This is a genomic window from Stenotrophomonas sp. YJH_SMC_4 (genome assembly GCF_059371575.1).
Window position 1 is genome coordinate 47,395 of sequence record NZ_JCAFUR010000012.1, and the last position, 24,686, is coordinate 72,080.

Below are 24,686 nucleotides of genomic sequence, written 5' to 3' on the forward strand. Positions count from 1 at the left end.
GATGGCGGCCGCGCAGGGCGCTCCGCACTGGGCCGACATCGGCGAATCGACGTCGGTGGCCGGCGTGTTGTTCCTGTGCTGGGTGCACCGCTGGTTCGGGCGCTGGCCGTTCCGACTGTGCGTGTGGCCGGTGGTGGCCTGCCACTGGCTGGGCAACCGCGTCGGCCGCCAGGCCTCCATGCAGTACCTCCAGCGCCTGCAGGCACACAGCGGTGTGCTGGGCCGTGCGCCGACCCGGCGCGACAGCCTGCGCCACTTCTTCGCCTTCGCCGACACGATGCTGGACAAGATCCTCGGCCTGGGCGGGCGCTATCCGGCCGAACGCATCCACCTGCATCGCGACCTGGTGCTGGAGAAGATCGCGCGCCGCGAAGGCGGGCTGATCCTGACCGCGCACATCGGCTGCCTGGAACTGTGCCAGGTGCTGGCCGAACAGGTGCCGGGGTTCCGCATCACCGTGCTGGTGCACACCGCGCATGCGCAGCGCTTCAACCGCCTGCTGCAACGGCTGGACCCGCTGGCGGCGGTGGAACTGGTGCAGGTAACCGAAATGGGCCCGGCCACGGCAGTGATGCTGGCCGAGCGCGTCGCGGCGGGGGGCTTCGTCGCCATCGTCGGCGACCGCACGCCGGTGCAGGGCGGACGCAGCGTCACCGCCGAGTTCCTTGGCCACCGCGCCCCGTTCCCGATCGGTGCCTATGTGCTCGCCGCCGCACTGGGCTGCCCGGTCTACACCATGGCCTGCCTGCACCAGGGCGAGGGCTACCGCGTGGCATTCGAACAGTTCGCCGAACGCATCGTGCTGCCGCGCGGCTCACGCGATGCGGCACTGGCCGAACAGGCACAGCGCTTCGCGCGCTGGCTGGAACTCCAGGTCATCCAGTCCCCGTTGGACTGGTTCAATTTCTTCCCCTTCTGGGATCAGGCTCCGCATGACGACTGACGCCGTACCCGCGTGCCGCTTTGGCGATGCACCGTTGACCATCGAAGACGTGGTTGCCCTGGCCCAGCGCCAGTGCGAGGCCGCACTGAGCGACGCGCCGGCATTCCGCGCCCACATCCAGCGTGGTGCCGACTTCCTCGACCGCCTGCTGCGCGAGGATGGCGTGATCTACGGTGTGACCACCGGCTATGGCGATTCGTGCACGGTGAACATCCCACCGGCACTGGTGGCTGAACTGCCGCACCACCTGTACACCTACCATGGCTGCGGCCTGGGCCGTTACCTGGACCCGGTCGAGACCCGTGCGGTGCTGGCGGCGCGCCTGGCCTCTCTGGTGCGCGGCATGTCCGGTGTGAGCCTGCCGTTGCTGGAAGGCCTGGCCACGCTGCTGCGGCACGACGTGCTGCCGATGATTCCGGCCGAAGGCTCGGTCGGTGCCAGTGGCGACCTGACGCCGCTGTCCTACGTGGCGGCGGTGCTGTGCGGCGAGCGCGAGGTGCTGCACGACGGCCGCGTGCAGCCGGCGGCGGACGTGCTGGCGAAGATCGGCATGACCCCGCTGAAGCTGCGGCCGAAGGAAGGCCTGGCGATCATGAACGGCACCGCGGTGATGACCGGCCTGGCCTGCCTGGCCTGGCAGCGCGCCGACTACCTGGCACGCATGGCTACGCGCCTGACCGCGTTCAACGTGCTGGCCAGCGACGGCAACGCGCACCACTTCGACGAAACCCTGTTCGCCGCCAAGCCGCACCCGGGCCAGGGCCGCATCGCCGCGCGCCTGCGCAGCGACCTGCACAGCGAGCGCCCGCCGCGCAATGAACAGCGCCTGCAGGATCGCTACTCGCTGCGCTGCGCACCGCATGTGATCGGCGTGCTGGAGGACAGCCTGCCGTTCCTGCGCCAGCTGATCGAGACCGAACTGAACAGCGCCAACGACAACCCGCTGATCGACGCCGACGGCGAGCGCATCCTGCATGGCGGCCACTTCTACGGGGGCCACATCGCGCTGGCGATGGACACCCTGAAGAACACCGTGGCCAACGTTGCCGATCTGCTCGACCGGCAGCTGGCGCTGGTGGTGGACGCCCGTTACAACCATGGCCTGCCGGCCAACCTGTCGGCGGCCACCGGTCCGCGCGCGGCCATCAACCATGGCCTGAAGGCACTGCAGATCAGCGTGTCGGCCTGGACTGCCGAAGCGCTGAAGCAGACCATGCCGGCCAGCGTGTTCTCGCGTTCCACCGAATGCCACAACCAGGACAAGGTCAGCATGGGCACCATCGCCGCGCGCGACTGCCTGCGGGTGATCGAGCTGACCGAACAGGTGGTGGCGGCAATGCTGATCGCCGCGCGCCAGGGCCTGGCCCTGCGCGAACGGGTTGGCCTGAATGCGCAGCTGCATGGCAGTCTGGCCGACATGTACGCCGACCTGGGGCAGCGCATCGCCCTGGTCGAGGAAGACCGCGCGCTGGATCGCGAACTGCGGGAACTGCTGGTGGAGATCCGCGCGCAACGTTGGGAGCTGTATGCCGGTGAATGAGGCTATCGAACGGGTTGGCGAGATTGCGTTGACCCCCGCCTTCCATGACTGCGATCCGATGAACGTGGTCTGGCATGGCAACTACTTCAAGTACTTCGAGATCGCGCGCTGCGCGCTGCTCGGTCGCTACGACTACGACTACCCGCAGATGCTCGAATCGGGCTACCTGTGGCCGGTGGTCGATGCGCGGGTGAAGTACGTGCGCCCGCTGCTGTTCAACCAGGCGCTGCGCGTGGTCGCGCGCATCGTGGAATGGGAGAACCGGCTGAAGATCGAGTACGAAATCCTCGATGCGGAAAGCGGCCAGGTGCTGACCCGGGCGATGACCATCCAGGTCGCGGTGGACGCGGCCAGCAAGGAAATGCTGTACCAGTGCCCGCCGGTACTGTGGGAACGCCTGGGAGTGCCTGCGCCGTGACTATGCTTGCCCGTTTTCCGAGCGTGCTGCTGTGCGCGCTGATGCTCGTTGCCGCGCCGCGCGTGCAGGCGGCCGACCCCGCCATCGATGCGATTACCCAGGCGGTGGCGCGGCCGGATGTGCTGCGTGGCCAGTTCAGCCAGGAAAAGCAGGTGAGTGGCTTCATGAACCCGCTGCGCTCGCAGGGCCGGTTCGTGGTCGCGCGCCAGCGCGGCGTGATCTGGACCACGCTCAAGCCGTTCCCCTCGGAAGTAGTGGTCACCGCCGATCGCATCCTCAGCCGGCAGCGTGATGGCAGCACCCGCGTCGAACTGGACGCGCGGCAGCAGCCGGCGATGCGTTCGGTGAATGCGATCATGTTCGCGTTGATGAGTGGCGACGTGCAGGCACTGTCCAGCCAGTTCAACGTGGCGGCCAGCCGTGAAGGGCAGGGCTGGCGGCTGCGCCTGACGCCGAAGTCGGCGATGCTGGCCAAGGCCTTCGAATCGCTGACCCTGCAGGGCGACCGCTACGTGCGCCAGGTCGAGATCGTCGAGGCCAACAAGGACCGCACGCAGATCCAGTTCAGCGCGTTGAGCGAGGCGCCGGCCACGCTCAATGCCGACGAGGCCCGCCGCTTTGAGTGAGGCCGTGGCATCGAACGCACCGGACCGGTTGCGGCGCTGGTGGCACTGGCTGGGCATTGCCTGGCTGCTGGTGCTGCTGGCGCTGGGCGCACAGCAGTGGCAGCTGTGGAGCCAGCAATCGCGGATCGACACCGACATCCTCGCCCTGCTGCCGCAGGATGCGCACGACCGCCTGTTGAGCGACGTCACCCGGCGCATTGCCGATGGCAGTTCGCGGCAGGTCGTGGTGCTGCTCGGCAGCAAGGACAGCGCGGCTGCCAAGCGCGCGCAGGCGGCCTTTGCGGCGGCCATGGCCAAGGATGCCGACCACGCCTTGCTGGTACCCAGCGGCTCGATCGAAGGCTGGTTTGACGAGGCGCGCGCGTTCTACGCGCCGTACCGCGACCGCCTGCTGACACCGGCCCAGCGCGAGCAGTTGCAGGGCAGCGAACCGGGCGTGTTGGCCGAGCAGGCGCTGGCTGCGCTGTATGGCCCGATGGGTGCGCCGCGATTGACTGAATGGCGCCAGGATCCGTTGTCGCTGTGGCCGCAGTGGTGGCAGCAGCAGGCGCAGGGTTCGGGCCTGCGGTTGGGCGATGACGGCCTGCTTGAAGCCGAGGGCAGGCATTGGGCCGTGCTGCAGTTCGATACGCCCGGCTCGGCGTTCCAGCTGGATGGCGAGCGCCACCTCGATGGCCTGCTGGAACGTGCCGGGCAGGCCGCCACGGCGGCGGCGCCTGAGCTTGAAATCCTGCATGCCGGCGTGCCGCTGCATGCCGAGGCCGCCGCGGTGCAGGCCAACCAGGAGATCAACACCATCGGTTGGGGGTCGCTGGCGGCGGTGCTGCTGCTGGTGTGGCTGGCATTCCGCTCGCTGCGCCCGATCCTGCTGGTGGCCGCCTCGCTGCTGATCGGCTGTGGCGTGGCGCTGGCGGTGACCGTGCTGGTGTTCGGCAAGGTGCACGTGCTGACCCTGGTGTTTGGTGCGTCGCTGGTGGGCGTGGCCGAGGATTACGGCATTCACTGGTTCGCCTCGCGCCAGGCCGAACCGGCCGATCGTCGCTGGAAACTGCTGCGGCATCTGCTGCCCGGCCTGTGGCTGGCCCTGCTGACCAGTGCGCTGGCCTACCTGGCATTGGGCCTGGCCCCGTTCCCCGGCCTGCGCCAGATGGCACTGTTCTCGGTGGTGGGCCTGGCCGCAGCTTTCCTCACGGTGATCTTCTGGTTCCCGTGGCTCGACGGTGGCGAGATCCGCCAGACCCGCTTCTCGCAGTGGCTGGGCAATACGCTGGAGCGTTTCCCGCGGCTGCATGGCCGCCGCGCGGTGACGGTCTTCGTGGTGGTCGCGCTGGCACTGTCTGCCATCGGCATCGTGCGCCTGCAGAGCAACGACGACCTGCGCAGCCTGCAGTCCTCGCCGCCGGCGTTGATGGCGCAGCAGATCCGCCTGAGCCAGTTGCTGGGCATGCCCAGCCCGGCACAGTTCTACCTGGTGCAGGGCGCCGATGCGGCGCAGCTGCTGCAGCGCGAGGAAGCACTGACCGAGCGCCTGCGTGTATTGGCCACCGACAAGCGCATTGGTGGCTATCGCGCGATCAGCGATTGGCTGCCGTCGCCGGCGCGCCAGCAGGCCGATGCTGCGCTGACCGCGAAGGTGGAACCCGGCGTGCTGTCGGCCGTGTCCGAGGCGGTGGGCGAGCCGCTGCAGCGACCGCAGTTCGCCGCCGCGCCGCTCACCGCCGAAGCCTTCCTTGCCTCGCCGGCCTCGCAGCCGTTCCGCCACCTGTGGGTGGGTGAAGTCGGTGGGCAGATGATCAGCGTGGTGATGGTCGATGACCTGTCGCGCGCCGATGCCCTGGCCACGCTGGAGGGTGCCGCCGAAGGCCTGCCCGGCGTGCGCTGGGTAGACCGCACCTCCGATTTCTCCAAGCTGCTGGGCCACTACCGCAAGCTGATGGGCGGGCTGCTGCTGGTCGGCATCGCACTGGTGTTCGGTGCGCTGTGGCTGCGCTACCGCCGCCAGGCCTGGCGCGTATTTGCCCCCACCCTGATTGCCGGCGCACTGACCCTGGGCCTGCTGGGCCTGTTCGGCCAGCCGCTGCAGCTGTTCAACGTGCTGGCGCTGATGCTGCTGCTGGGCATGGGCATCGACTACGGCATCTTCCTGATCGAACACCGTGGCGATGCCAGCGCATGGCTGGCGGTCTGCGTGGGTGCGGCCAGCACCTGGCTGTCGTTCGGCCTGCTGGGCCTGTCGCAGACCCCGGCGCTGCGCGCGTTCGGCCTGACCCTGCTGTTCGGCATCGGCCTGGTCTGGCTGATCTCGCCACTGTTCCGGCCGCCACCGCATGACCTGCCGCCGGCCTGAGTCCGCCTTCCGCTTTTCTTCTTTCCCCTGATCGAGCAACAAGGACGCCCCGATGAGTACTGCTGTGGATGCTGTCGAACGCACTGAAATCCTGATCATCGGCGCAGGCCCGGCCGGCTCCGTGGCCGCGGCGATGCTGCGCCAGCAGGGCCGACAGGTGCTGATGCTGGAGCGCCAGCAGTTCCCGCGCTTCTCCATCGGCGAAAGCCTGCTGCCGCAGAGCATGGAGTACATCGAAGCAGCCGGGCTGCTGCAGGATGTGGTCGAGGCTGGCTTCCAGTACAAGAACGGCGCGGCCTTCGTGCACGGTGAAGCGCGTACTGCCTTCGACTTCCGGAAGAAGTTCTCGCCGGGCTGGGGTACCACCTACCAGGTGCAGCGCGCCGACTTCGACAACGTGTTGGCACGCGGCGCCGAGCGCATGGGAACCACGCTGCGTTTCGGTGATGAAGTGCTGTCGGTCGAACCCGGTGAACAGCCTGCGGTGAGCGTGCGCCGCCCGGATGGCAGCGAATACCGCATCGAGGCCGATTTCATCCTCGACGCATCGGGCTTCGCGCGCCTGCTGCCGCGCCTGCTGCAGCTCGAATCGCCATCCAATTTCCCGGTGCGCGGCGCGATCTTCTGCCACGTGCGCGACAACATTCCGGCCGAAGCCGACTTCGACCGCAACAAGATCCTGATCACCACCCATCCCGAACACATCGACGTCTGGTACTGGACGATTCCATTCTCCAACGGCTGCTGCTCGCTGGGCGTGGTCGCCGAGCCGTCGTTCTTCGAGCGCTACGAAGGCGACGACCTGCAGAAGCTGCAGGCCATCGTCGGCGAGGACCCCAACCTGACCCGCCTGCTGGCCAATGCCGAATGGGCGGTGCTGCCGGTGCGCCGCATCACGGGTTACTCGGCCAATGTCAGCTCGCTGTGGGGCCCCGGCTACGCGTTGCTGGGCAACGCCGGCGAGTTCCTCGACCCGGTGTTCTCGTCCGGTGTGACCATTGCCTTCAAGTCCGCGCAGCTGGCCAGCGAGTGCCTCAAGCGCCGTTATGCCGGCCAAACCGTCGACTGGGAAGCTGAATTCTCGATCCCGCTGCGCGCCGGCGTGAAGACCTTCCGCCGCTTCGTGGAAAGCTGGTACCAGGGCGGCTTCCAGAAGATCATCTACCACCCGCAGCAGCAACCCGAAGTGCGCGACATGATCAGCTCCATCCTGGCCGGTTACGCCTGGGACACCAAGAATCCGTATGTGGCCGATGAAAGTGGTCGCCGCATGCGCGTGCTGGAGGAATTGTGCAGCGCCTGATCTTCCGTACTGCGGCCCTGCTGCTGTGCCTGCTGCTGGCCGCCTGTGCCGGGCGCATGCCCAAGCCCCAGGTGGAGCTGCCGCCGCTGCGGCTGTCGCCGGCCAGCCTGCCGGCGCCGCTGGCCCTGCAACAGCAGCTGCATTTCCGCTTCGGCAGCCATGAGCGCGACCTCGACGCGCTGCTGGAGGCCGACGCGCAGCAGGTGCAGCTGGCGGTGCAGGCGATGGGCCAGACCGGCGTGCGCCTGCAGTGGGACGGCCAGCAGCTGACCCAGCAGCGCGCGCCGTGGCTGCCGCCGCAGGTACGTGCCGAGCGTGTGCTGGATGACCTGCAGTTCGCGCTGTGGCCGACCGCGGCCATCGCCGCCGCGCTGCCGTCCGACTGGCAGGTCAGCGACGACGGCCAGCAGCGCAGCCTGTCGCGCGATGGCACGGTGTGGCTGCAACTGCAGCGCCTGGACGATGGCAGCGTGCAGCTGGACAACCGTGCCGAAGGCTATGCGCTGCGCATCGAATCGATCGACATGGCCGGACAGGACCGATGAGTGCACCGATCTACCTGAACGACCTGGGCGTGGTCTGCGCGCTCGGCGATGGCCGCGCCGCTGTCGCGTCGGCGATGTTCGCCGACGTGCCGGGCGGGCTCAGTGACAACGACAGCCTGTTGCCGGGGCGCACCCTGGCGCTGGGAGAAGTACGCACGCCACTGCCGGCGCTGGAGGAACTGCCGGTGGCCCTGCGCGGCCGCAACAATGCCCTGCTGGACGTGGCACTGGCGCAGATCGCTCCGGCGGTGGCCGCCGCGATCACCCGCCATGGCGCCGAGCGCGTGGCGGTGGTGCTGGGCACCAGCACCTCGGGCATCGGTGAATCCGAGCAGGCCCTGCGCACCCACGCCGAACAGGGCCAGTGGCCGCAGGGCTTCGATTACGCCCAGCAGGAAATGGGTACTGCCGCGCAGTTCGTGCGCCAGCGCAGCGGCGCTCAGGGGCCCGCGTGGACCCTGTCCACCGCCTGCTCGTCCAGTGCCAAGGCGCTGATGTCGGCTGCACGCATGCTGCGAGCCGGTATCGTCGACGCCGTGATCGCAGGCGGCGCGGACTCGCTGTGCCGCTTCACCGTGGCCGGCTTCAGCGCGCTGGAATCGGTGTCGGCCCTGCGCTGCAATCCGTTCTCGCAGCACCGCTCCGGTATCAACATCGGCGAGGGCGCCGCGCTGTTCCTGCTCACCCGCGAGCCGGGTCCGGTGTGCCTGGCCGGGTGGGGCGAATCGGCCGACGCTCACCATATGTCCGCCCCCGATCCGCAGGGCCTGGGTGCCATCGATGCCCTGCAGCAGGCGCTGCAGCGCGCCGGCTGGGCGGCCGATGAAGTGGACTACGTGAACCTGCATGGCACCGCCACCGGGCACAACGATGCGATGGAAAGCCTGGCGGTTTCGCAGGTGCTGGGCAACGGCATTCGGGCCAGTTCGACCAAGCCCCTGACCGGCCATACGCTGGGTGCGTCAGGCGCGATCGAAGCTGCACTGTGCTGGATCGTGCTGGCCGAGAACCCGCAGCAGCAGCTGCCACCGCACTGGTGGGACGGCGTGGCAGACCCCGCGCTGCCGGCACTGCCGCTGGTCGCACCAGCCACCCGCCTGGCGCAGGCACCGCGGCGGGTGCTGAGCAATTCGTTCGCCTTCGGCGGCAGCAATGCCGTGCTGGCGTTGGAGCGTCGATGAACATGCTGTATGCAATTGAAGAGGTGGTACCGCACCGCCAGGACATGTGCCTGCTGGAGCGCATCACGCACTGGGACCAGGACACCATCGAGGCGGAACTGGTGGTGCCCGAGGCCGGCCTGTTCGTGGAAAACCACGAAGTGCCGGCCTGGGTGGGCATCGAATACATGGCACAGGCCATCGCGGCCTGGGCCGGCTGCCGTGCGCGTGCAGCCGGCAAGCCGCCGCAGCTGGGCTTCCTGCTCGGCAGCCGCCGCTACAACAGCGCGCGCTGCAGCTTCCCCAGCGGCTCGCGGCTGCGTGTACAGGCGCGCTGCGAGCTGTTGGGTGACAATGGATTGGGGATGTTCGCCTGCCGCATCCTGGCGGGCGAGGACGAATGGGCGACAGCCAACGTGTCGGTATTCGAACCGGCCGATGCGATGGCCTATCTGGAGAGTGGACAGGCATGACAGGGAATCGAAGCGTGCTGGTGACCGGCGCCAGCCGGGGCATCGGCCGGGCCATCGCGCTGCGCATCGCGCGCGATGGCTTCGACGTGGTGGTGCATTGCCGCAGCCGCCTGGATGAGGCACAGGCCGTGGTGGCCGAGATCCACGCGTTGGGCCAGCAGGCCCGCGTACTGATGTTCGACGTGGCCGACCGCGAGGCCGCACGCGCCGCGCTGGAGGCCGATGTCGAAGCGCACGGCGCGTACTACGGCGTGGTCTGCAATGCCGGCATCGCCCGTGATGGCGCCTTCCCGGCACTGTCGGCGGAGGATTGGGACCAGGTCATCCACACCAACCTGGATGGCTTCTACAACGTGCTGCATCCGCTGATCATGCCGATGGTGCGGCGGCGCAAGCCGGGCCGCATCGTTACCCTGTCGTCGGTGTCCGGACTGGCCGGCAACCGCGGGCAGGTCAATTACAGTGCCGCCAAGGCCGGCATCATCGGTGCCACCAAGGCCCTGGCGCTGGAACTGGCCAGCCGCCAGATCACCGTCAACTGCGTGGCCCCGGGCCTGATCGAGACCGAAATGCTCAACGATGAAGTGATCGAACACGCGCTCAAGCTGATTCCCGCCGGCCGCGTCGGCTGTCCCGACGAAGTGGCGGCCACGGTGGCGTTCCTGCTGTCCGAATCGGCCGGCTACATCACCCGCCAGGTGATCTCGGTGAACGGGGGCATGCTCTGATGGCCACCGATCGTCGCGTCGTGGTGACCGGTGCGTCCGCGATCAGTCCGCTCGGCCATGACTGGCCGACCATCGAGGCGCACCTGCGCAGCTGCCGCAACGCGGTGCGCGCGATGCCCGAGTGGGATGTCTATGCCGGGCTGAACACCAAGCTGGCTGCGCCGGCGCAGGACTTCGCGCTGCCGCCGAACTACAACCGCAAGACCACCCGCTCCATGGGCAAGGTCGCGATCATGTCGGTGCGTGCCACCGAAGTGGCGCTGCGCGAAGCTGGCCTGCACGAGCACCCGGTGCTGCGCAGCGGTCGCACCGGCGTGGCCTATGGTTCCTCGTCGGGCAGCCACGAAGCCACCGGCGAGTTCGGGCGCATGCTCAACGAGTTCACCACCGAAGGCATCAGCGCCACCACCTACCTGAAGATGATGAGCCACACCGCGCCGGTCAACATCGGCGTGTTCTTCGGCCTGTCCGGGCGTGTCTATACCACCTCCAGCGCCTGCACCTCGGGCAGCCAGGGCGTGGGCGCGGCCTATGAAGCGATCCGCAGCGGCAAGCAGACGGTGATGGTCGCCGGTGGTGCCGAGCAGCTCGACGCTACCGCTGCGGCGGTGTTCGACACCCTGTTCGCCACCAGCGTGCGCAACGACGCGCCGCAGACCACGCCGCGCCCGTTCGATGCCGGCCGCGATGGCCTGGTGCTGGGCGAGGGTGCCTGCACGCTGATCCTGGAAGACCTGGAGCACGCGCAGGCGCGCGGTGCCACCATCCTTGCCGAGGTGGTCGGCTACGGCACCAACAGCGACGGCCAGCACGTCACCCAGCCCAGCGCCGACACCATGGCCCAGGCCATGCGCCTGGCGCTGGAGGATGCGGGCCTGGAGGCGGCGCAGATCGACTACGTCAACGCCCACGGCACCGCCACCGATCACGGCGACATCGCCGAGACCCAGGCCACCGCGCAGGTGTTCGGCAGCCGCGTACCGATCAGCTCGCTGAAGAGCTACGTCGGCCACATGCTCGGTGCCTGCGGTGCGTTCGAGGCCTGGCTGAGCATCGAGATGATGCGTGCCGGCTGGTTCGCCCCCACGCTGAACCTGGCCGAGGTTGACCCGCGCTGCGGCCAGCTCGACTTCATCACCGGGCAGGGCCGCGAATTGCAGGCCGAGTACGTGATGAGCAACAACTTCGCCTTCGGCGGCATCAACACCTCGCTGGTGTTCCGCCGCTGGAGCGAATGATCCACCGTCCCATCCCGCCTTTTTCCTCAACCCACCCGCACCCCCGACAAGGAGATGTTCCGATGCGCCGCACCCTGATGATCGCCACGGCCACTGCACTGCTGGCCCTGACCTCCACCGCCTCCGCCCGCGACACCCGCGTTGAGCAGTCCCTGCAGGAGCTGATCACCTCGCAGGCCGCCCGGGACGCCGGCATCGACGGCAGCGTGCGCTTCTACCTGGCCGGCCAGCCGGTCAGCGTGCAGCAGCGCTTGGGCGAGGACGTGACCAACAAGAAGACCAACGCCGCCAACAAGAGCGATGCCGAGGCCTGCCGCTGGGTCGCGCTGTCGGCGCTGCGCGCACTGCAGGACGGCGCCAAGTCGCGCGGTGCCAACGCGGTGGTCGACATCGTCAGCTACTACAAGAAGAACGAGTTCAAGAGCAGCACCAACTACGAATGCTATGCCGGTACGATCCTCGCTGGCGTGGCGCTGAAGGGCACCTACGCCAAGGTCAAGTAAGCGACCGCAGGGCAGCGGCGTTGCCTGAACGCCGCCGCCACATTGCTGAACCCCGTCGGGGAAACGCCGTCGATCACGCCGCCATCGTCGGCCGACGGCTTTCCCCGGTGTCGGCTTTCCGACACAATCATGGCTCTTCCCGGGTTATCGTCCCGCGGACATGCACGCCTACGTCTATAAAAGCCAACTCAAGCCTGACACCTACGTCTACGTTCCCCGACGCGATGATTTCAGCGCGCTGCCTGCGCCGCTGCTCACCTCGCTGGGTGCGCTCACCTTCGTCCTGGACGTGGCCCTGGATGCCCAGCGTCGCCTGGCCCAGGCCGACCCGGACAAGGTTCGCAGTGACATGAGCGAGCGCGGGTTCTACCTGCAGGTGCCGCCGTCGGTGGCCAGCCTGATGCCGCGCCACTATGACTGACGCCTCCCGTCCGCGCGCCCTGTCGATCGCCTTCGCCGTGGGCGCCGTGCTGGCACTGGGTGCTGCCGTGGGCGGCGTTGCCGGTGCCATTCTCGCCGCCCTGGCGCAACCGGCGTTCGCGCTGGGCGTATCGTGGTGGCGGCGCAGCCGTGCGCTGCTACCGCTGAAGGTGGTTGCACGCCAGGACCTGCCGGCGCTGCTGGCACTGTGGGCGGCCGCACCGCTGCTGCTGGCGCTGCTGCTGGCCTGGCCGCTGGCGGCGCTGCGTGACAGCGGCAGCCTTGCGGCGGTGCTGGGCCTGAGCGTGCTGGTCAGTGCCGGCCTGCTCGCTGCCTGGCGCACCTGGCCGCTGTGGAACGATGTCGAACGGCTTGATGGCCGCCTGGCCCATCATTGGCAGGCGCTGGCCGGTCGCGACCTGACCGCCTGGCGCGGTCTCGGCGTGGCGGCGCTGGTGATCGCGCTGGCCGCGCTGGTGGTGCTGCCGGCCTGGCCGGGACTGCTGCCGGAGAGCGCCCGCTGGCCCGCTGCGCTGGCCGTGGTGGTGGTGTCTCCCATGCTGCACCTGCTGCTGCAGCGGGTCGCGCCGGCGCCGCTGGTGTCGTTGCGACCCAGCCCGATGGCGACGTCCAGCGCAGAACACGAACCGATGTTCGCTGCCGCGGCCGAGACCGCGCCGCTGGAGGCGATGGCTCCGCAGGAGCTGACCCCGGCCCTGTATGAAGCCGCCCGCCACGGCCGCATCGACCGCGGCCTGCAGCTGCTGCAGGCCGGCGCCGATCCGTACGCGCTGCCCGACCCGAACTGGCGCGACCAGCGCAGCCTGGCGGTGCTGGCGGCGGTGCTGCCGGACCTGCGCCTGCTGCGCGAACTGATTGCCCGCGGCGTTGACGTGAACGCGCCGCACCGGGGCATGACCCCGCTGCTGGCCGCCACCCGCGACAGCTGGCATGGCCGCCCCGAAGCCGTGATGACCCTGCTCGCCAACGGTGCCGATTCGCGTGCCACCGACAGCGATGGCAACACCCCGCTGCACCATGCCGCGCGCAGTTCCGACCCGGGCGTGGCCGCGCTGCTGCGCGATGCCGCCGCCGAAGTCGATGCGTTGAACAACGAGGGCTGGTCGCCGCTGGCCGTGGCCTGCCAGGTCGGCAACTGGCGTCTGGCCCGCTTCCTGCTCGAACGCGGTGCGCGCAGCGAACCGGCAGAGGGCACCCCGGTGCTGCTGGCCGCCGCCGCCACCGAAGACGACGATCCGGCTGGCGTGCAGCTGCTGCTCAAGCACAAGGCGCGTGCCGACGCGCGTGATCGCCAGCGCCGCAGCGCGCTGCACGAGGCGGCGCTGGCCGGCCACGTTGAAATCATCGGCGTGCTGCTGGCCGCCGGTGCCAACCTGGAAGCACGCGATGCACTGGGGCGTACGCCCTGGCTGGAAGCCGCCCGTGCCGGGCGCGCCGCGGTGGTCGAACACTTGCTGCCGCACAAGCCGGACCTGGTTGCCGTCGACGGCGAAGGGCGCAACGCAGTGCAGCTGGCGGTGATGGCAGAGGATGTCTCGCCGTTGCTGGTCAAGCGCCTGGTGGAGCTGGGCATCGCCGCCGACGCGACCGATCCGGTCGGTCGCCGTGCAGTGGACTACGCTGCCGAAGCCGGGCGCTGGGCGATTGTCGCCCTGCTGGATCCGTCCTATCCGTTGCCGGCCGCGGTCAGTGACGGCCTGGCCGAGCGTGGCGAAGCCGCCAGTGCCAGCGGCCTGCTGCCGGACCGCCCGCCGCTGACCCTGCTGCGCGAGGCGCTGGGCTTCGGCAACACCGAAGGCATGGCCGCGCTGGCCAAGCTGTGCCAGCCGGAAGAACTGGGCGGCCTGCTGCTCGACCCCGAGCTGGCGCTGGAGCCGCGCGCGGTGGATTGGCTGCTGGGCCACGGCGCCGATCCCTACGTGCGCGACGCCTGTTCCGATACGCCGATGTTCGCGTTGCTGTCGCGCGGAATCGATGCGGTGCCGGCGTTGCAGGTGATGTTGCAGCGTGGCTTGTCGCCGGCCGGACGCGGTGGCCTGGCGCGCTTCCTGGCGGCCTGTGCGCAGCACGACCAGGCCGCCCGTGGCCTGGAACAGCTGGCGCTGGAATTGCTGGAGCGTGGCGCCGATCCGTTCGCGGCTTCGCCGGCCGGTGATCCGCCGTTGTCGCTGGCGGTGCGCCTGGGCTGGCTGCGCCTGCAGCAGGCGCTGCTGAAGGCGGGCGTCGATCGCGAAGCGCGCGACAGCCATGGCATGACCGCATTGCATCTGGCCACCGCATTGGCCCGCGAAGGCGCGCTGAAGCTGCTGGTGCAGCACGGTGCCTCGCCGGAAGCACGCGCCGCCGATGGCCAGACGCCGCTGGGCGTGGCGCTGTCGATTGGTCGCCGCGATCTGGCCGACTGGCTGGACTGGCGGGTGTGGCCGTTGCCGCGCCGCACCCTGCGCGAGTCCGATCTGCCGGCCGCCGCAATGGCCGGTGACGTGGATGCGGTACGCCGCCTGATCGATCTGGGCTTCGCCGTCGATGCGGTTGATGCGCAGGGCTGCACCGCGCTGCTGCGCGCCGCCGGCGGTGGCCATCTGGCGGTGACCGACCTGTTGTTGGCGCGTGGCGCTGATCCGCAGCATGCAGCGGCCAGTGGTGCCACGCCGCTGTCGGCGGCGGTCAGCATGCGCCAGGTGGACATCGTCTCGGCCCTGCTCGACGCTGGCGCGAAGCTGGAACACCGCCTGCCGGGCGGAGTGACCGTGCTGATGCTGGCGTCCGCGCTGGGCCTGCCGGACATCGTTGCCCGCCTGCTCACCGCCGGTGCCGACGTGCACGCCGGTGACGCCCAGCAGCTGGGCCCACTGCACTGTGCCGCGCTGTATGGCTTCAGTGCCCGCGACCGCTCGCGCCTGCTCGCCCTGCTCGACACCCTGCTGCTGGCCGGTGCCGAACCGGACCAGGCCGCGGCCGGTGCGGTCACGCCGCTGCTGCTGCTGCTGGGCGCACGCGCCGAGCCCGGCACCGCCTGCGACGAACAGGTGGTGATGGCTGCGGTGGAACGTCTGCTGGACGAAGACGTGAGCCTTGAGGTGCGTGATCCGCGCGGCTTTGGACCGCTGCACCTCGCGGCCCTGCACGGCCTGCCGCTGCTGGTGCAGCGCCTGCTGCGCGCTGGTGCCGATCCGGAGGCGCGCGACAGCCTCAACCGCAGCCCGCGCGAGATCGCGGTGATGCGTGGCTTCATCGACGTGGCCGGCGAGTTTGAACCGCGCGTGCCGGGTGTCTCGTCAATGGCGCGGTTCCTGCGCGACAACGGTTGAGCATCGGGGTCGGATCCCTTTCCCACGGAAAGGGCTCTGACCCCGGCATCGCGTCATCCACGCATGGCGTGGATCTACGGCCGGAATCCCCAGTGGGTAGTGCCGGCCGCTGACCGGCAATCTCCTGAAACCTTCGGGATCCCGAGGCTGCCGGCCAGCGGCCGGCACTACTGCAATCCGTGGTGGGTGCCGACCGTTGGTCGGCACGCCTACTTGCCGTCGCTTTCCGCGTCGGCCTCGAACAGATGCATCAGGTCGTTGCGTGCGTCGCGCGAGGTCTGGATCACCGCTGCCTCGTCGTCGTACACCAGGTACTGGTCGCGCAGCAGCTGCTCATCGTGCTCGCGGAAGCGCTGCACGTGGCGCTCGGCCACGTCCGGTGCCACGCCCAGCGCGGTCAGCACGCGGCCGCTCATCTCCAGGCTGGTGCCGAACACTTCGCGGAACGGCTCGGCCGACATGTCCATCAACCGCCACGCATGCTGACGGTTGCGTGCACGCGCCAGCACCGTCGCGTCCGGGTACAGCCGGCGCACCATGCGCACCGCGCGCAGGTTGGTTTCCGGGTCATCCACGGTGATCACGAACACATCGATGTGCTCGCCCCCGGCCGCGCGCAGCATCTCCGGCCGGGTCGGGTCGCCGTAATACAGCTGGTTGCCGAATCGGCGCAGGTCGGCCACGGTATCCGGGTTCGCCTCCAGCGCCACGAACGGCACCTTCTGCGCGGTCAGCAGGCGCGCAATCACCTGGCCGAAGCGGCCCATGCCGGCGATCAGCACCTTGGGCCGGTTGTCCGGCGCCACCTTGTCGGCCTCGGCCGGCTCGCGCGGAGTGGCTTTCTCCTGGCCGAGCAGTTTCAGCAGCGCGATCATCAACAGCGGCGTGATCGCCATCGACAGGCCGACGATCGCCACCAGCCGGTCGTGGTTGGCGTTGCCCAGCAGGTGCGCGCGCTGTGCCTCGTTGAACACCACGAAGGCGAACTCACCGCCCAGCCACAGGACGCTGCCCAGCAGCAGCGATTGCCGCGAGCTGAGCCGGGCGACACGTCCAACCGCGTAGAGCAGGCTGAACTTGACCACCAGCAGGATGCCGACACCTGCGGCGATCAGCCACGGCTCGGCGGCGATGCGGTCCAGGTCGATGCCCATGCCCACTGCGATGAAGAACAGGCCCAGCAGCAGCCCCTTGAACGGCTCGATCTGCGCTTCCAGCTCATGCCGGAACTCCGAATCGGACAGCAGCACGCCGGCCAGGAACGCGCCGAGGCTGGGGCTGAGGCCGGCTTCCTGCATGAACCAGGCGGTGCCCAGCACCACCAGCAGGGCGGTGGCAGTGAATACTTCCGGGCTGCGGGTGCGCGCGATGATGCTGAACACCTTGCGCAGCACCGGTCGTCCGCACAGGATCACCACCGCCAGCGCACCCAGCGCCACGGCCGCATCTTCCCAGCGCAGGGTCTCGTTCTTGACCCCGCCCAGCAGCGGGATGGCCGCCAGCAGCGGGATCGCGATCAGGTCCTGGAACAGCAGGATGGCAAAGCCCAGCCGGCCATGGTCGCTGTTGATCGCCTTGTGCTCGGACAGCAGCTGCAGGCCGACCGCGGTGGACGACAGCGCCAGCGCCACGCCTACCACCAGCGCGCTCTTCCACTGGAAGTGGTCGAGCAGCAGCAGGCCGCCCAGCACCAGCCCGGACAGCGCCACCTGCGCCGCACCGGCACCGAACACCGAGCGCCGCATCACCTTCAGGCGTGCCGGCGACAGCTCCAGGCCGATCACGAACAGCAGCATCACCACGCCGATCTCGGCGGCGCCGAGGATGCGGTCGGCGTCCTGCACGAAGCCCAGCCCGTCCGGGCCCAGCACCACACCGGCCGCCAGGTAGCCCAGCACCGCGCCGAAACCGAACTTCTTGAACACCGGCACGGCGATGACCGCTGCCAGCAGCAGCACCAGCGCCAGTTCCAGACCACCGCTATGCATGGGAATACCTGGTCATCGGGGGAGCCGCTGTGCGTCCGTTCGGGTTGGGAAAAGCGTGGCGAACACCACCGCGCCATTATGCGCGCCGGCCTGTGTACGCACGAGAACAACCTGCGGGCAGGGTGCTGCCGCGGCGGGACCGGGTTGACCTGCATGGTCCACGGGTCCAGACTGCCCGCCGCTGGCGGCGCGTCCGTCGGCACACGCATCCCGGAGTCCCCAACCAATGTCCAGCGACAGTAGAAGTCGACCTCGTTCGACGCCAGCGATGGCCACCGCCTGACATCGGGACGGTTTGCCTGCGTTGGCGTTGCGCGAGGTCGCACCCCCACAAGGCAAACCCGATGAACCAGAAGCAATTGCTGCGCCCGGTGGCCGATGCCGCCGCACTGGCCGCGCCGCTGGCGAACTTCAACACCGCCGATGCGGTGGAATTCCTCAACACGCTGGAACTGACCCGCGCCGCGGAAACGCTGGCTGCGCTGCCGTTGCCGCGTGCAGTGAAAATGCTGGAAGCGCCGGAACTGCACCGCAGCGGCGAACTGGTGGCTGCGCTGCCGCCGGCGCGCGCGGCCGCCCTGCTCGGCTTGATGGCCGATGACCGCGCCACCGACATCGTCCATGAGCTGGATGAGGAAGAACGCGCCCGGTTGATCCCGCTGCTGGGCACCGACGCCCGCCAGGCCATCCAGAAGCTGCTCAGCTACCCGCCGAACACCGCCGGCGCGCTGATGACCACCGAGTACGTGGCGGTACCCGCCAGCTGGACCGTGGCGCAGACCCTGCAGCACATCCGCCAGGTCGAGCGCACCCGTGAAACGGTGTACGCGATCTACGTGCTGGAGCCGGCCAGCCAGCAGCTGCAGCAGGTGGTGACCATGCGCCGGCTGATCACCGGCCTGCCGGAGGAGTCGATCCTGGACGTGGCCCAGGTCAATCCACCGGTGACGGTGGACGCACTGATGGACCAGGAAGAAGTGGCACGGCTGATCCGTCGCCACGACCTGCTGGCGATCCCGGTGGTCGATGCGCAGCAGCAGATGCTCGGCATCGTCACCGTCGATGACGTACTGGATGCGCTGATCGAGGAATCCACCGAGGACGCGCACAAGTTCGGCGGCATGGAAGCGCTGGACAAGCCGTACATGCAGATCGGTTTCTTCGAGATGCTGCGCAAGCGCGCCGGCTGGCTGAGCGTGCTGTTCCTGGGCGAGATGCTGACCGCCAGCGCGATGCAGCACTATGAGGACGAACTGGCGCGCGCGGTGGTGCTGACCCTGTTCATTCCGCTCATCATGAGTTCGGGCGGCAACTCCGGTTCGCAGGCCACCTCGCTGCTGATCCGCAGCCTGGCGCTGCGCGAGCTGCGCCTGCGCGACTGGTGGAAGGTGGCCCTGCGCGAAGTGCCCACCGGCATGGTGCTGGGCGCGATCCTCGGCTGCCTGGCCATCGTGCGAATCGTGATCTGGCAGCTGGGTGGCCTGCATGACTACGGCGAGCACTGGATCCTGCTGGCGATCACCATCGGCGCGGCGCTGATCGGCATCGTCACGTTCGGCTCGCTGTCCGGATCGATGCTGCCGTTCATCCTGAAGCGGCTCGGCTTCGACCCGGCCAGTGCCTCGGCCCCGTTCGTGGCCACGCTGGTGGACGTGACCGGACTGGTGATCTATTTCAGCATCGCCGCGATGATCCTGCACGGCACGCTGTTGTAACAGAAAAGGGGACGGAGGGGATTAAGTCGTTTGTGGCACAAACGACTTAATCCCCTCCGTCCCCTTTTTTGGGTACCGTAGGCGCATGAGTACCTACCACCTGCAGTCCGTGTTCCGTCCGCAGTCGGTCGCGGTGATCGGCGGCAGCCCGCGTCAGCGCTCGGCCGGACGTGCGGTGATGCGCAACCTGCGCGGCACCGGCTTCCCCGGCAAGGTGGCGTGGATCAACCCGCGGCATGCCGAAATTGATGGCATCCGCACCGTGAAGCGGCTGAAGGACCTGGACTGGGTGCCGGATCTGGTGGTGATCACCGCGCCGGCGTCGATCGTGCCGCAGGTGGTGCGCACCGCTGCCGAACGCGGCGTGCAGGCGGCAATCATCCTCACCGCGCACCTGGGTGAAGGCCCGGGCTCGCTGTCGGCGCAGGTGGAGGCGGTGGCGCGCAAGCATGGCCTGCGCATCCTCGGCCCACACTGCCTGGGTGTGATTGCACCGCACGCACGGCTCAATGCCAGCATCGCCGCGCACTTCCCGCAGGCCGGTGATCTTGCGTTGATCTCCGAATCCTCGGCCATTGCCGCCGCGCTGGTGGAGTGGGGCGTGGCCCGCTCGGTCGGGTTTTCCGCGGTGGTCTCGCTGGGCGACACGATGGACGTCGACTTCGGTGACCTGCTCGACTACTTCGCCACCGACTACCGCACCCGCGCCATCCTGCTCTACGTCGAGCAGATCAAGGATGCGCGCAAGTTCATGTCGGCCGCGCGTGCCGCCGCCCGCGCCAAGCCGGTAGTGGTGGTGAAGTCCGGCCGCGCCGAGCGCGTGCAGCCGGGCAGCCGCGATACCCATGTGCAGGCCCTGGCCCGCGCCGACGATGTGTACGGTGCAGCCTTCAACCGCGCCGGCCTGCTGCGCGTGGGCGCGCTGGACGAACTGTTCACGGCCGCCGAATCGCTGGGCCGGTTGGGGACCTTCCCCGGTCGTCGCCTGGCCATTCTCAGCAATGGTGGCGGTGTCGGCCGCCTGGCCGTGGACCAGCTCATTGCACTGCGTGGCACGCTGGCCAACCTGTCCGACAGCACGGTCGAGAAACTCGACGCCGTGCTGCCGCAGGGCTGGTCGCGCAGCAACCCGGTCGACATCGTGGTCGACGCCGATGGTGACCGCTATGCCGCCGCCATCGAGGCGCTGCTGGCCGACAACGAGAATGATGCGGTGATGGTGGTCAACGTGCCGACCGCATTCACTTCATCCGCAGACGCCGCACAGGCGCTTACCCGCACGCTCGGACTGCGCCCGCGCCATCACCGCGACAAGCCGGTGTTCGCGGTGTGGCTGGGCAACGATGACCAGGCCACCGCCACGCTCAACGCGGCACGGGTGCCGACCTATCCGACCGAGGCCGAAGCGGTGCGTGGCTTCCAGCACCTGGTGCGCTACCGCGAGGCGCAGAACGCGCTGATGGAAACGCCACCCAGCCTGCCGCAGGATTTCAGTGTCGACGCGGCGGCCGCACGCGCGCTGGTCGATGCGGCGCTGGCCAACGGCCAGCAATGGCTGGACCCGTTGGCCACCCACGAACTGCTCAAGGCCTACGGCATTCCCTCCGCGCCGGTGATGCATGCTCGCGATGCGCACGAGGCGATGGACCTGGCGCAACCGCTGCTGGAACGTGGCGCCAGCGTGGCACTGAAAATCCTGTCACCCGATATTCCGCACAAGTCGGAAGTCGATGGCGTACGCCTGAACCTGACGACGCTGCCGGCGGTGCAGAGCGCGGCCAATGCGATCCTGTCACGTGCGCGCCAGCTGCGGCCGGATGCGCGCATTGACGGTCTGCTGGTGCAGCCGACCATCGTCCGCCCGAAGGCGCGCGAGTTGATCGTCGGCATTGCCGATGACGCGACGTTCGGCCCGGTGATCGTGGTCGGTCGTGGCGGTACTGCGGTCGAAGTGATCAATGACAAGGCGTTGGCGCTGCCGCCGCTGGATCTGCGCCTGGCCCATGAGCTGATCGGCCAGACCCGCGCCTCGCGCATCCTCAAGGCCTATGGCGATGTGCCTGCCGCCGACGAGCGCGCACTGGCGTTGGCGCTGGTCAAGCTGGCACAACTGGCTGCCGACATCCCCGAAGTGCGCACGCTGGACATCAATCCGTTGCTGGTCGACGGCAAAGGCATCCTCGCCCTCGACGCACGTGTGGCGGTGGCGCCGTCGCGCATCCTGCACAAGGGCCGTGGTCATCCGCGTTTTTCGGTGTTCCCGTACCCGAAGGAGTGGGAGCGCACCATCGAACTGTCCGATGGCGGCCGCGCCTTCGTGCGTCCGGTGCGGCCGGAGGACGACGCGCTGTTCCGTGCGTTCTTCGCCCGCGTCAGCGACGAGGACCTGCGCCTGCGTTTCTTCCAGTCGGTGAAGCACTTCAGCCACGAGTTCATCGCGCGCCTGACCCAGCTCGACTACGCACGCTCGATCGCACTGGTGGCGATCGAACCGCGCAGTGGCGAAATGCTTGGCGCGGTGCGCCTGCACGCCGATGCCGATTACCACCGCGGTGAGTACGGTATCCTGATCCGCTCGGACCTGAAGGGACACGGCATCGGCTGGCGGCTGATGGCAATCATGATCGAGTACGCCAAGTGGCTGGGCCTGGACGTGGTCGAAGGCCAAGTGCTGCGCGAGAACAGCACCATGCTGGCGATGTGCCAGAGCCTGGGCTTCAAGACGAAGCTGGACCCGGATGACCCGACGGTGATGATGGTGACCCTGCCGGTGCAGCAGGTAGAGGTGCCCGAGATCCCGCCAGCGGCGTGATTCCGGGTAGCGCCGGGCCATGCCCGGCGGCCTTGTCAGCGCAACGGTTCCACCACCACCGCCGTGCCATAGCACAGCACCTCGGTCAGCCCGGTCATCACATCGGTGGCGTCGTAAAGCAAGCTCATGCTGATGATTGCGCTGCTGTCAGTCGTTCCGACGATTGAATATAGACTACAACGATGGCTTATACCCTACGCCAGTGACGTCCGAGTGGTCCACGCATGTCGGCGTACCGGGTGCCTGCTGTGTCTCTTGCGTAGGAGTGACTGAATCACCAGAAGGAAAGAAGCGGCTACTGACGCATTTCGCTCTTCAACTCAGCGAAGAAGCAACGCTACCATTGCGCCACTGCGTGGCGGCGACCCTTCGTGACCTTATTGAAAGAAGATGTTTCCCGATGTTGCAGGAATGAGGAAATTTGTGAGGATCCAAGGTATCAACGAAAAGACCTTCGCCATCTGCGTGTGCTGCCTAGCTATGGTGGCGGCAACTGCAGACGGTCGGACCTTGCCGTTCTTGTTCATAGGAGCGGTTGTCATTGTGATAGCCAGGCGTGCCGACGTCAGGCGCGAGCGGATTCGGGAAGAGCACGCGTCGAAATGATCACTTTGCAAGGATGCCGCTTGAGCTGCAGCTGCGGCTGATTCCTGCAAGGACGCCAAGTCCGTATTGGTTTCAATGCGGCAGTTGATGGACCAGAGCAATCGTCATGACTCTTCTCGACGCTTGGCATGGAGTCCACGCGAGTTATGCAGGGCATCTTGACCTGAGAACGACTGGTGAGCCGTTCGAACAGCCGCATCGAATCAATCTCGTGCAACGCTTGCTACATGCCCGAATCGCTCAAACGCATATCACTGCTGCAGCAGGTGGATGCGCAGCATCGTCTCCATCGCATACGGTGACCGACCCACGCGACCCGAACGCGGGTAATGTGGCTCGATCCGGGCCGGTAGTGCCTTCCATGGCACTACCTAGTCCACCTCGTAAAGGAGAATCTCGCGCCGGGTCTGCTTGCGCTTGCCCAGGCCCTGCGCATCCCCAAATGTCAGCCGTATGATGTATTCCACTACGCGACTCAATAGTGTCCCCCGAAGCGGCAATCTGTGGCGGGCACTGCTGCACAGTTCGCAGGGAGCTGTTCAGAACATCCTTGGCGCTGGTAAATCATTGGCTGGATCGCGGGGCTTTCGCCCTGCGATCCTTTGAGGGTCGATATGAAGATTACTGATGGATTTGATGGGCGGCATGGCAAGTTCTATTTTATTTCCCTGGTAGCAATGGCGTCTGCCTCAGCGCTGATGCTGGTGGCGGCGCTTCGGGGTGCTGAGCCTTTGCAGGTTCCTCAGGAGGTCGGAGTTTCTGTTGCCGCATTCTCGCTGATGTGTTCGACGGCAAGTTACCTGCTAATAGGGAAAATTAAGTGCTCGTTCCTGCTGCTTGGGGCTTCGGCTGTCGTGTTTTCGGCCGCTCTATGGTCGTTCGGTGCGCCTTTGTCGTTCGTGCTTCTTTTGGGGCTTCCAGCTCTGCTCCTGTCTTTAATTTCAGTTATTTTTCGGGATAAGGTCGATATACAGGTCGAGGGGGATGACTAACGTTATTTATCTATAGATTTGCTTATTCTTAGTCCATTGGTCGCTGATGGCTGAGCGAGATTTGTCGTCCTCATGACCTGCATCTACGGATGCTCTGAACAACTACTTCGGTAGTGCTGTCCGCTGGCCGGCGGCCTGAGAGACAATAGAGGCACACGTTGAGAAGCCATCCATGCAGCTGACATTTGGCGATACGCAGGGTCTGGGCAAGCGCAAGCAGACTCGGCGCGAGATTCTCCTTTACAAGGTGGACTAGGTAGTGCCATGGAAGGCACTGCTGGCTCGGATCGAGCCACATTACCCGCGTTCGGGTCGCGTGGGTCAGTCGCAGTATGCGATGGAGACGATGGTGCGCACCCACCTGCTGCAGCAGTGATATGCGTTGGAGCGATCCGGGCATGTAGTAAGCGCTGCACGAGATCGCTTCGATGCGGCTGTTCGCCCGGGTCAGCGAGCTTGATGCGATCCCGGATGACCAGTTGTTTGCCGGGAGCATTGCCGACAACATCAGCGGCTTCGATAGCGGCTTCGATGAACAGCGCATCGAGGAAGCTGCTCGGATGGCAGCCGTGCACGACGATATCGCGGGGCTGGCGATGGGTTATCACGGTCTTATCGGAGACATGGGCAACTCGCTTTCAGGCGGTCAGAAGCAGCGAGTGATTCTGGCCCGCGCCCTCTACCGCCGGCCACGGATTCTGTTTCTGGATGAGGCCACCAGCCATCTTGATGTCATGCGCGAGCGCTTGGTCAACGAAGCCGTGCAGCGTATGGAGCTGACCAAGGTGATCGTGGCCCATAGGCCGGAGACCATAAACAGCGCCGACCGCGTGCTCGTGATGGAGCAGGGGCGGATCGTCCAGGAGGTGCGGCCCCAGCGTGGGGCGTCGACGGCGCCTGCTTCCGACGCCGAGGAATGCGTCGCGGCATCGGTCTGACTCGCGTCCCACAGGGTATCCAGAAGCGGGCGCGGGTCCGGCGCGCCTGGCTCATCCGG

Annotated in this window: 18 protein-coding genes and 3 pseudogenes; 18 read left to right on the forward strand and 3 right to left on the reverse strand. The window is 67.6% G+C overall.

Annotated features, from left to right (window positions below):
- Position 1 precedes the first annotated feature (1 nt).
- From AC5P9F_RS15725 to AC5P9F_RS15790, 14 genes are all read left to right on the forward strand, one after another.
- On the forward strand, positions 2-943 hold the full coding sequence (locus tag AC5P9F_RS15725) for a lysophospholipid acyltransferase family protein (protein WP_495231997.1): 942 nt from the start codon (positions 2-4) through the stop codon (positions 941-943).
- Positions 933-2,483, forward strand: coding sequence for an HAL/PAL/TAL family ammonia-lyase (locus AC5P9F_RS15730; protein WP_049417928.1), 1,551 nt, complete (start codon positions 933-935; stop codon positions 2,481-2,483). The genes AC5P9F_RS15725 and AC5P9F_RS15730 overlap by 11 nt, the downstream gene beginning before the upstream one ends.
- The gene (locus AC5P9F_RS15735) at positions 2,470-2,901 is read left to right on the forward strand and encodes an acyl-CoA thioesterase (RefSeq protein WP_005411603.1); all 432 of its coding nucleotides are present in this window, start codon (positions 2,470-2,472) and stop codon (positions 2,899-2,901) included. Before AC5P9F_RS15730 ends, AC5P9F_RS15735 begins: the two co-directional genes overlap by 14 nt.
- 2 nt (positions 2,902-2,903) lie before the next feature.
- Entirely contained in the window at positions 2,904-3,527 is a 624-nt protein-coding gene (locus AC5P9F_RS15740) for a LolA family protein (protein WP_181453350.1), read from the forward strand.
- Complete coding sequence (locus AC5P9F_RS15745; RefSeq protein ID WP_049459616.1) at positions 3,499-5,874, forward strand: MMPL family transporter; 2,376 nt, start codon at positions 3,499-3,501, stop codon at positions 5,872-5,874. The genes AC5P9F_RS15740 and AC5P9F_RS15745 overlap by 29 nt, the downstream gene beginning before the upstream one ends.
- Positions 5,875-5,926: 52 nt before the next feature.
- On the forward strand, positions 5,927-7,177 hold the full coding sequence (locus AC5P9F_RS15750) for an NAD(P)/FAD-dependent oxidoreductase (protein WP_032967071.1): 1,251 nt from the start codon (positions 5,927-5,929) through the stop codon (positions 7,175-7,177).
- On the forward strand, positions 7,165-7,722 hold the full coding sequence (locus AC5P9F_RS15755; RefSeq protein WP_005411599.1) for a DUF3261 domain-containing protein: 558 nt from the start codon (positions 7,165-7,167) through the stop codon (positions 7,720-7,722). The genes AC5P9F_RS15750 and AC5P9F_RS15755 overlap by 13 nt, the downstream gene beginning before the upstream one ends.
- A complete protein-coding gene (locus tag AC5P9F_RS15760) occupies positions 7,719-8,903 on the forward strand; it encodes a beta-ketoacyl-[acyl-carrier-protein] synthase family protein (RefSeq protein ID WP_005414864.1) in 1,185 nt (394 codons plus the stop codon). Before AC5P9F_RS15755 ends, AC5P9F_RS15760 begins: the two co-directional genes overlap by 4 nt.
- Positions 8,900-9,355, forward strand: coding sequence for a hotdog family protein (locus tag AC5P9F_RS15765; protein WP_005411597.1), 456 nt, complete (start codon positions 8,900-8,902; stop codon positions 9,353-9,355). The genes AC5P9F_RS15760 and AC5P9F_RS15765 overlap by 4 nt, the downstream gene beginning before the upstream one ends.
- Positions 9,352-10,083, forward strand: coding sequence for a 3-ketoacyl-ACP reductase FabG2 (locus AC5P9F_RS15770; protein ID WP_262101820.1), 732 nt, complete (start codon positions 9,352-9,354; stop codon positions 10,081-10,083). Before AC5P9F_RS15765 ends, AC5P9F_RS15770 begins: the two co-directional genes overlap by 4 nt.
- The gene (locus AC5P9F_RS15775; RefSeq protein WP_005411595.1) at positions 10,083-11,321 is read left to right on the forward strand and encodes a beta-ketoacyl-ACP synthase; all 1,239 of its coding nucleotides are present in this window, start codon (positions 10,083-10,085) and stop codon (positions 11,319-11,321) included. The genes AC5P9F_RS15770 and AC5P9F_RS15775 overlap by 1 nt, the downstream gene beginning before the upstream one ends.
- A gap of 62 nt (positions 11,322-11,383) precedes the next feature.
- Positions 11,384-11,824: a hypothetical protein gene (locus AC5P9F_RS15780; RefSeq protein ID WP_043034448.1), complete on the forward strand. Its 441-nt coding sequence runs from the start codon at positions 11,384-11,386 to the stop codon at positions 11,822-11,824.
- A gap of 160 nt (positions 11,825-11,984) precedes the next feature.
- Entirely contained in the window at positions 11,985-12,245 is a 261-nt protein-coding gene (locus AC5P9F_RS15785; RefSeq protein ID WP_005411593.1) for a YcgL domain-containing protein, read from the forward strand.
- The gene (locus AC5P9F_RS15790; RefSeq protein WP_274849963.1) at positions 12,238-15,576 is read left to right on the forward strand and encodes an ankyrin repeat domain-containing protein; all 3,339 of its coding nucleotides are present in this window, start codon (positions 12,238-12,240) and stop codon (positions 15,574-15,576) included. Before AC5P9F_RS15785 ends, AC5P9F_RS15790 begins: the two co-directional genes overlap by 8 nt.
- A gap of 209 nt (positions 15,577-15,785) precedes the next feature.
- Here AC5P9F_RS15790 and AC5P9F_RS15795 read toward each other — a convergent pair whose 3' ends face one another.
- Positions 15,786-17,564, reverse strand: coding sequence for a monovalent cation:proton antiporter-2 (CPA2) family protein (locus tag AC5P9F_RS15795; protein WP_005411591.1), 1,779 nt, complete (start codon positions 17,562-17,564; stop codon positions 15,786-15,788).
- Between the two features lie 344 nt (positions 17,565-17,908).
- On the opposite strand from AC5P9F_RS15795, the gene mgtE reads away from it, so the two are divergent.
- Together mgtE and AC5P9F_RS15805 are read left to right on the forward strand one after the other, a co-directional pair.
- Positions 17,909-19,279 carry a magnesium transporter gene (gene mgtE, locus AC5P9F_RS15800; RefSeq protein ID WP_043034452.1) on the forward strand — a complete coding sequence of 457 codons (1,371 nt, stop codon included), beginning with the start codon at positions 17,909-17,911 and terminating at the stop codon, positions 19,277-19,279.
- An 85-nt stretch (positions 19,280-19,364) separates the two neighbouring features.
- Positions 19,365-22,091 (forward strand): bifunctional acetate--CoA ligase family protein/GNAT family N-acetyltransferase, encoded by a 2,727-nt coding sequence (locus AC5P9F_RS15805; protein WP_164225265.1) that lies wholly within the window; start codon positions 19,365-19,367, stop codon positions 22,089-22,091.
- Between the two features lie 35 nt (positions 22,092-22,126).
- Here AC5P9F_RS15805 and AC5P9F_RS15810 read toward each other — a convergent pair.
- Together AC5P9F_RS15810 and AC5P9F_RS15815 are read right to left on the reverse strand one after the other, a co-directional pair.
- Positions 22,127-22,237, reverse strand: a pseudogene (locus AC5P9F_RS15810) (YbjQ family protein); the annotation flags it as partial.
- A 686-nt stretch (positions 22,238-22,923) separates the two neighbouring features.
- A pseudogene (locus AC5P9F_RS15815) lies at positions 22,924-23,152 on the reverse strand (transposase); the annotation flags it as partial.
- Positions 23,153-23,311: 159 nt separating this feature from the next.
- Here AC5P9F_RS15815 and AC5P9F_RS15820 point away from each other — a divergent pair.
- The gene (locus AC5P9F_RS15820) at positions 23,312-23,689 is read left to right on the forward strand and encodes a hypothetical protein (RefSeq protein ID WP_043034456.1); all 378 of its coding nucleotides are present in this window, start codon (positions 23,312-23,314) and stop codon (positions 23,687-23,689) included.
- Positions 23,690-23,861: 172 nt separating this feature from the next.
- Positions 23,862-24,627: pseudogene (locus tag AC5P9F_RS15825) on the forward strand (transposase).
- Positions 24,628-24,686: the final 59 nt, after the last annotated feature.

Excerpts from the sequence above, each read along its gene's own strand:
- AC5P9F_RS15770 (WP_262101820.1), top strand. The coding sequence starts at position 9,352 with ATGACAGGGAATCGAAGCGTGCTGGTGACCGGCGCCAGCCGGGGCATC.
- AC5P9F_RS15740 (WP_181453350.1), top strand. The coding sequence starts at position 2,904 with ATGCTTGCCCGTTTTCCGAGCGTGCTGCTGTGCGCGCTGATGCTCGTT.
- AC5P9F_RS15805 (WP_164225265.1), top strand. The coding sequence starts at position 19,365 with ATGAGTACCTACCACCTGCAGTCCGTGTTCCGTCCGCAGTCGGTCGCG.
- AC5P9F_RS15745 (WP_049459616.1), top strand. The coding sequence starts at position 3,499 with ATGCCGACGAGGCCCGCCGCTTTGAGTGAGGCCGTGGCATCGAACGCA.
- AC5P9F_RS15735 (WP_005411603.1), top strand. The coding sequence starts at position 2,470 with ATGCCGGTGAATGAGGCTATCGAACGGGTTGGCGAGATTGCGTTGACC.
- mgtE (WP_043034452.1), top strand. The coding sequence starts at position 17,909 with ATGAACCAGAAGCAATTGCTGCGCCCGGTGGCCGATGCCGCCGCACTG.
- AC5P9F_RS15765 (WP_005411597.1), top strand. The coding sequence starts at position 8,900 with ATGAACATGCTGTATGCAATTGAAGAGGTGGTACCGCACCGCCAGGAC.
- AC5P9F_RS15820 (WP_043034456.1), top strand. The coding sequence starts at position 23,312 with ATGAAGATTACTGATGGATTTGATGGGCGGCATGGCAAGTTCTATTTT.
- AC5P9F_RS15795 (WP_005411591.1), bottom strand. The coding sequence starts at position 17,564 with ATGCATAGCGGTGGTCTGGAACTGGCGCTGGTGCTGCTGCTGGCAGCG.
- AC5P9F_RS15730 (WP_049417928.1), top strand. The coding sequence starts at position 933 with ATGACGACTGACGCCGTACCCGCGTGCCGCTTTGGCGATGCACCGTTG.
- AC5P9F_RS15785 (WP_005411593.1), top strand. The coding sequence starts at position 11,985 with ATGCACGCCTACGTCTATAAAAGCCAACTCAAGCCTGACACCTACGTC.
- AC5P9F_RS15790 (WP_274849963.1), top strand. The coding sequence starts at position 12,238 with ATGACTGACGCCTCCCGTCCGCGCGCCCTGTCGATCGCCTTCGCCGTG.
- AC5P9F_RS15775 (WP_005411595.1), top strand. The coding sequence starts at position 10,083 with ATGGCCACCGATCGTCGCGTCGTGGTGACCGGTGCGTCCGCGATCAGT.
- AC5P9F_RS15760 (WP_005414864.1), top strand. The coding sequence starts at position 7,719 with ATGAGTGCACCGATCTACCTGAACGACCTGGGCGTGGTCTGCGCGCTC.
- AC5P9F_RS15725 (WP_495231997.1), top strand. The coding sequence starts at position 2 with ATGGCGGCCGCGCAGGGCGCTCCGCACTGGGCCGACATCGGCGAATCG.
- AC5P9F_RS15780 (WP_043034448.1), top strand. The coding sequence starts at position 11,384 with ATGCGCCGCACCCTGATGATCGCCACGGCCACTGCACTGCTGGCCCTG.
- AC5P9F_RS15750 (WP_032967071.1), top strand. The coding sequence starts at position 5,927 with ATGAGTACTGCTGTGGATGCTGTCGAACGCACTGAAATCCTGATCATC.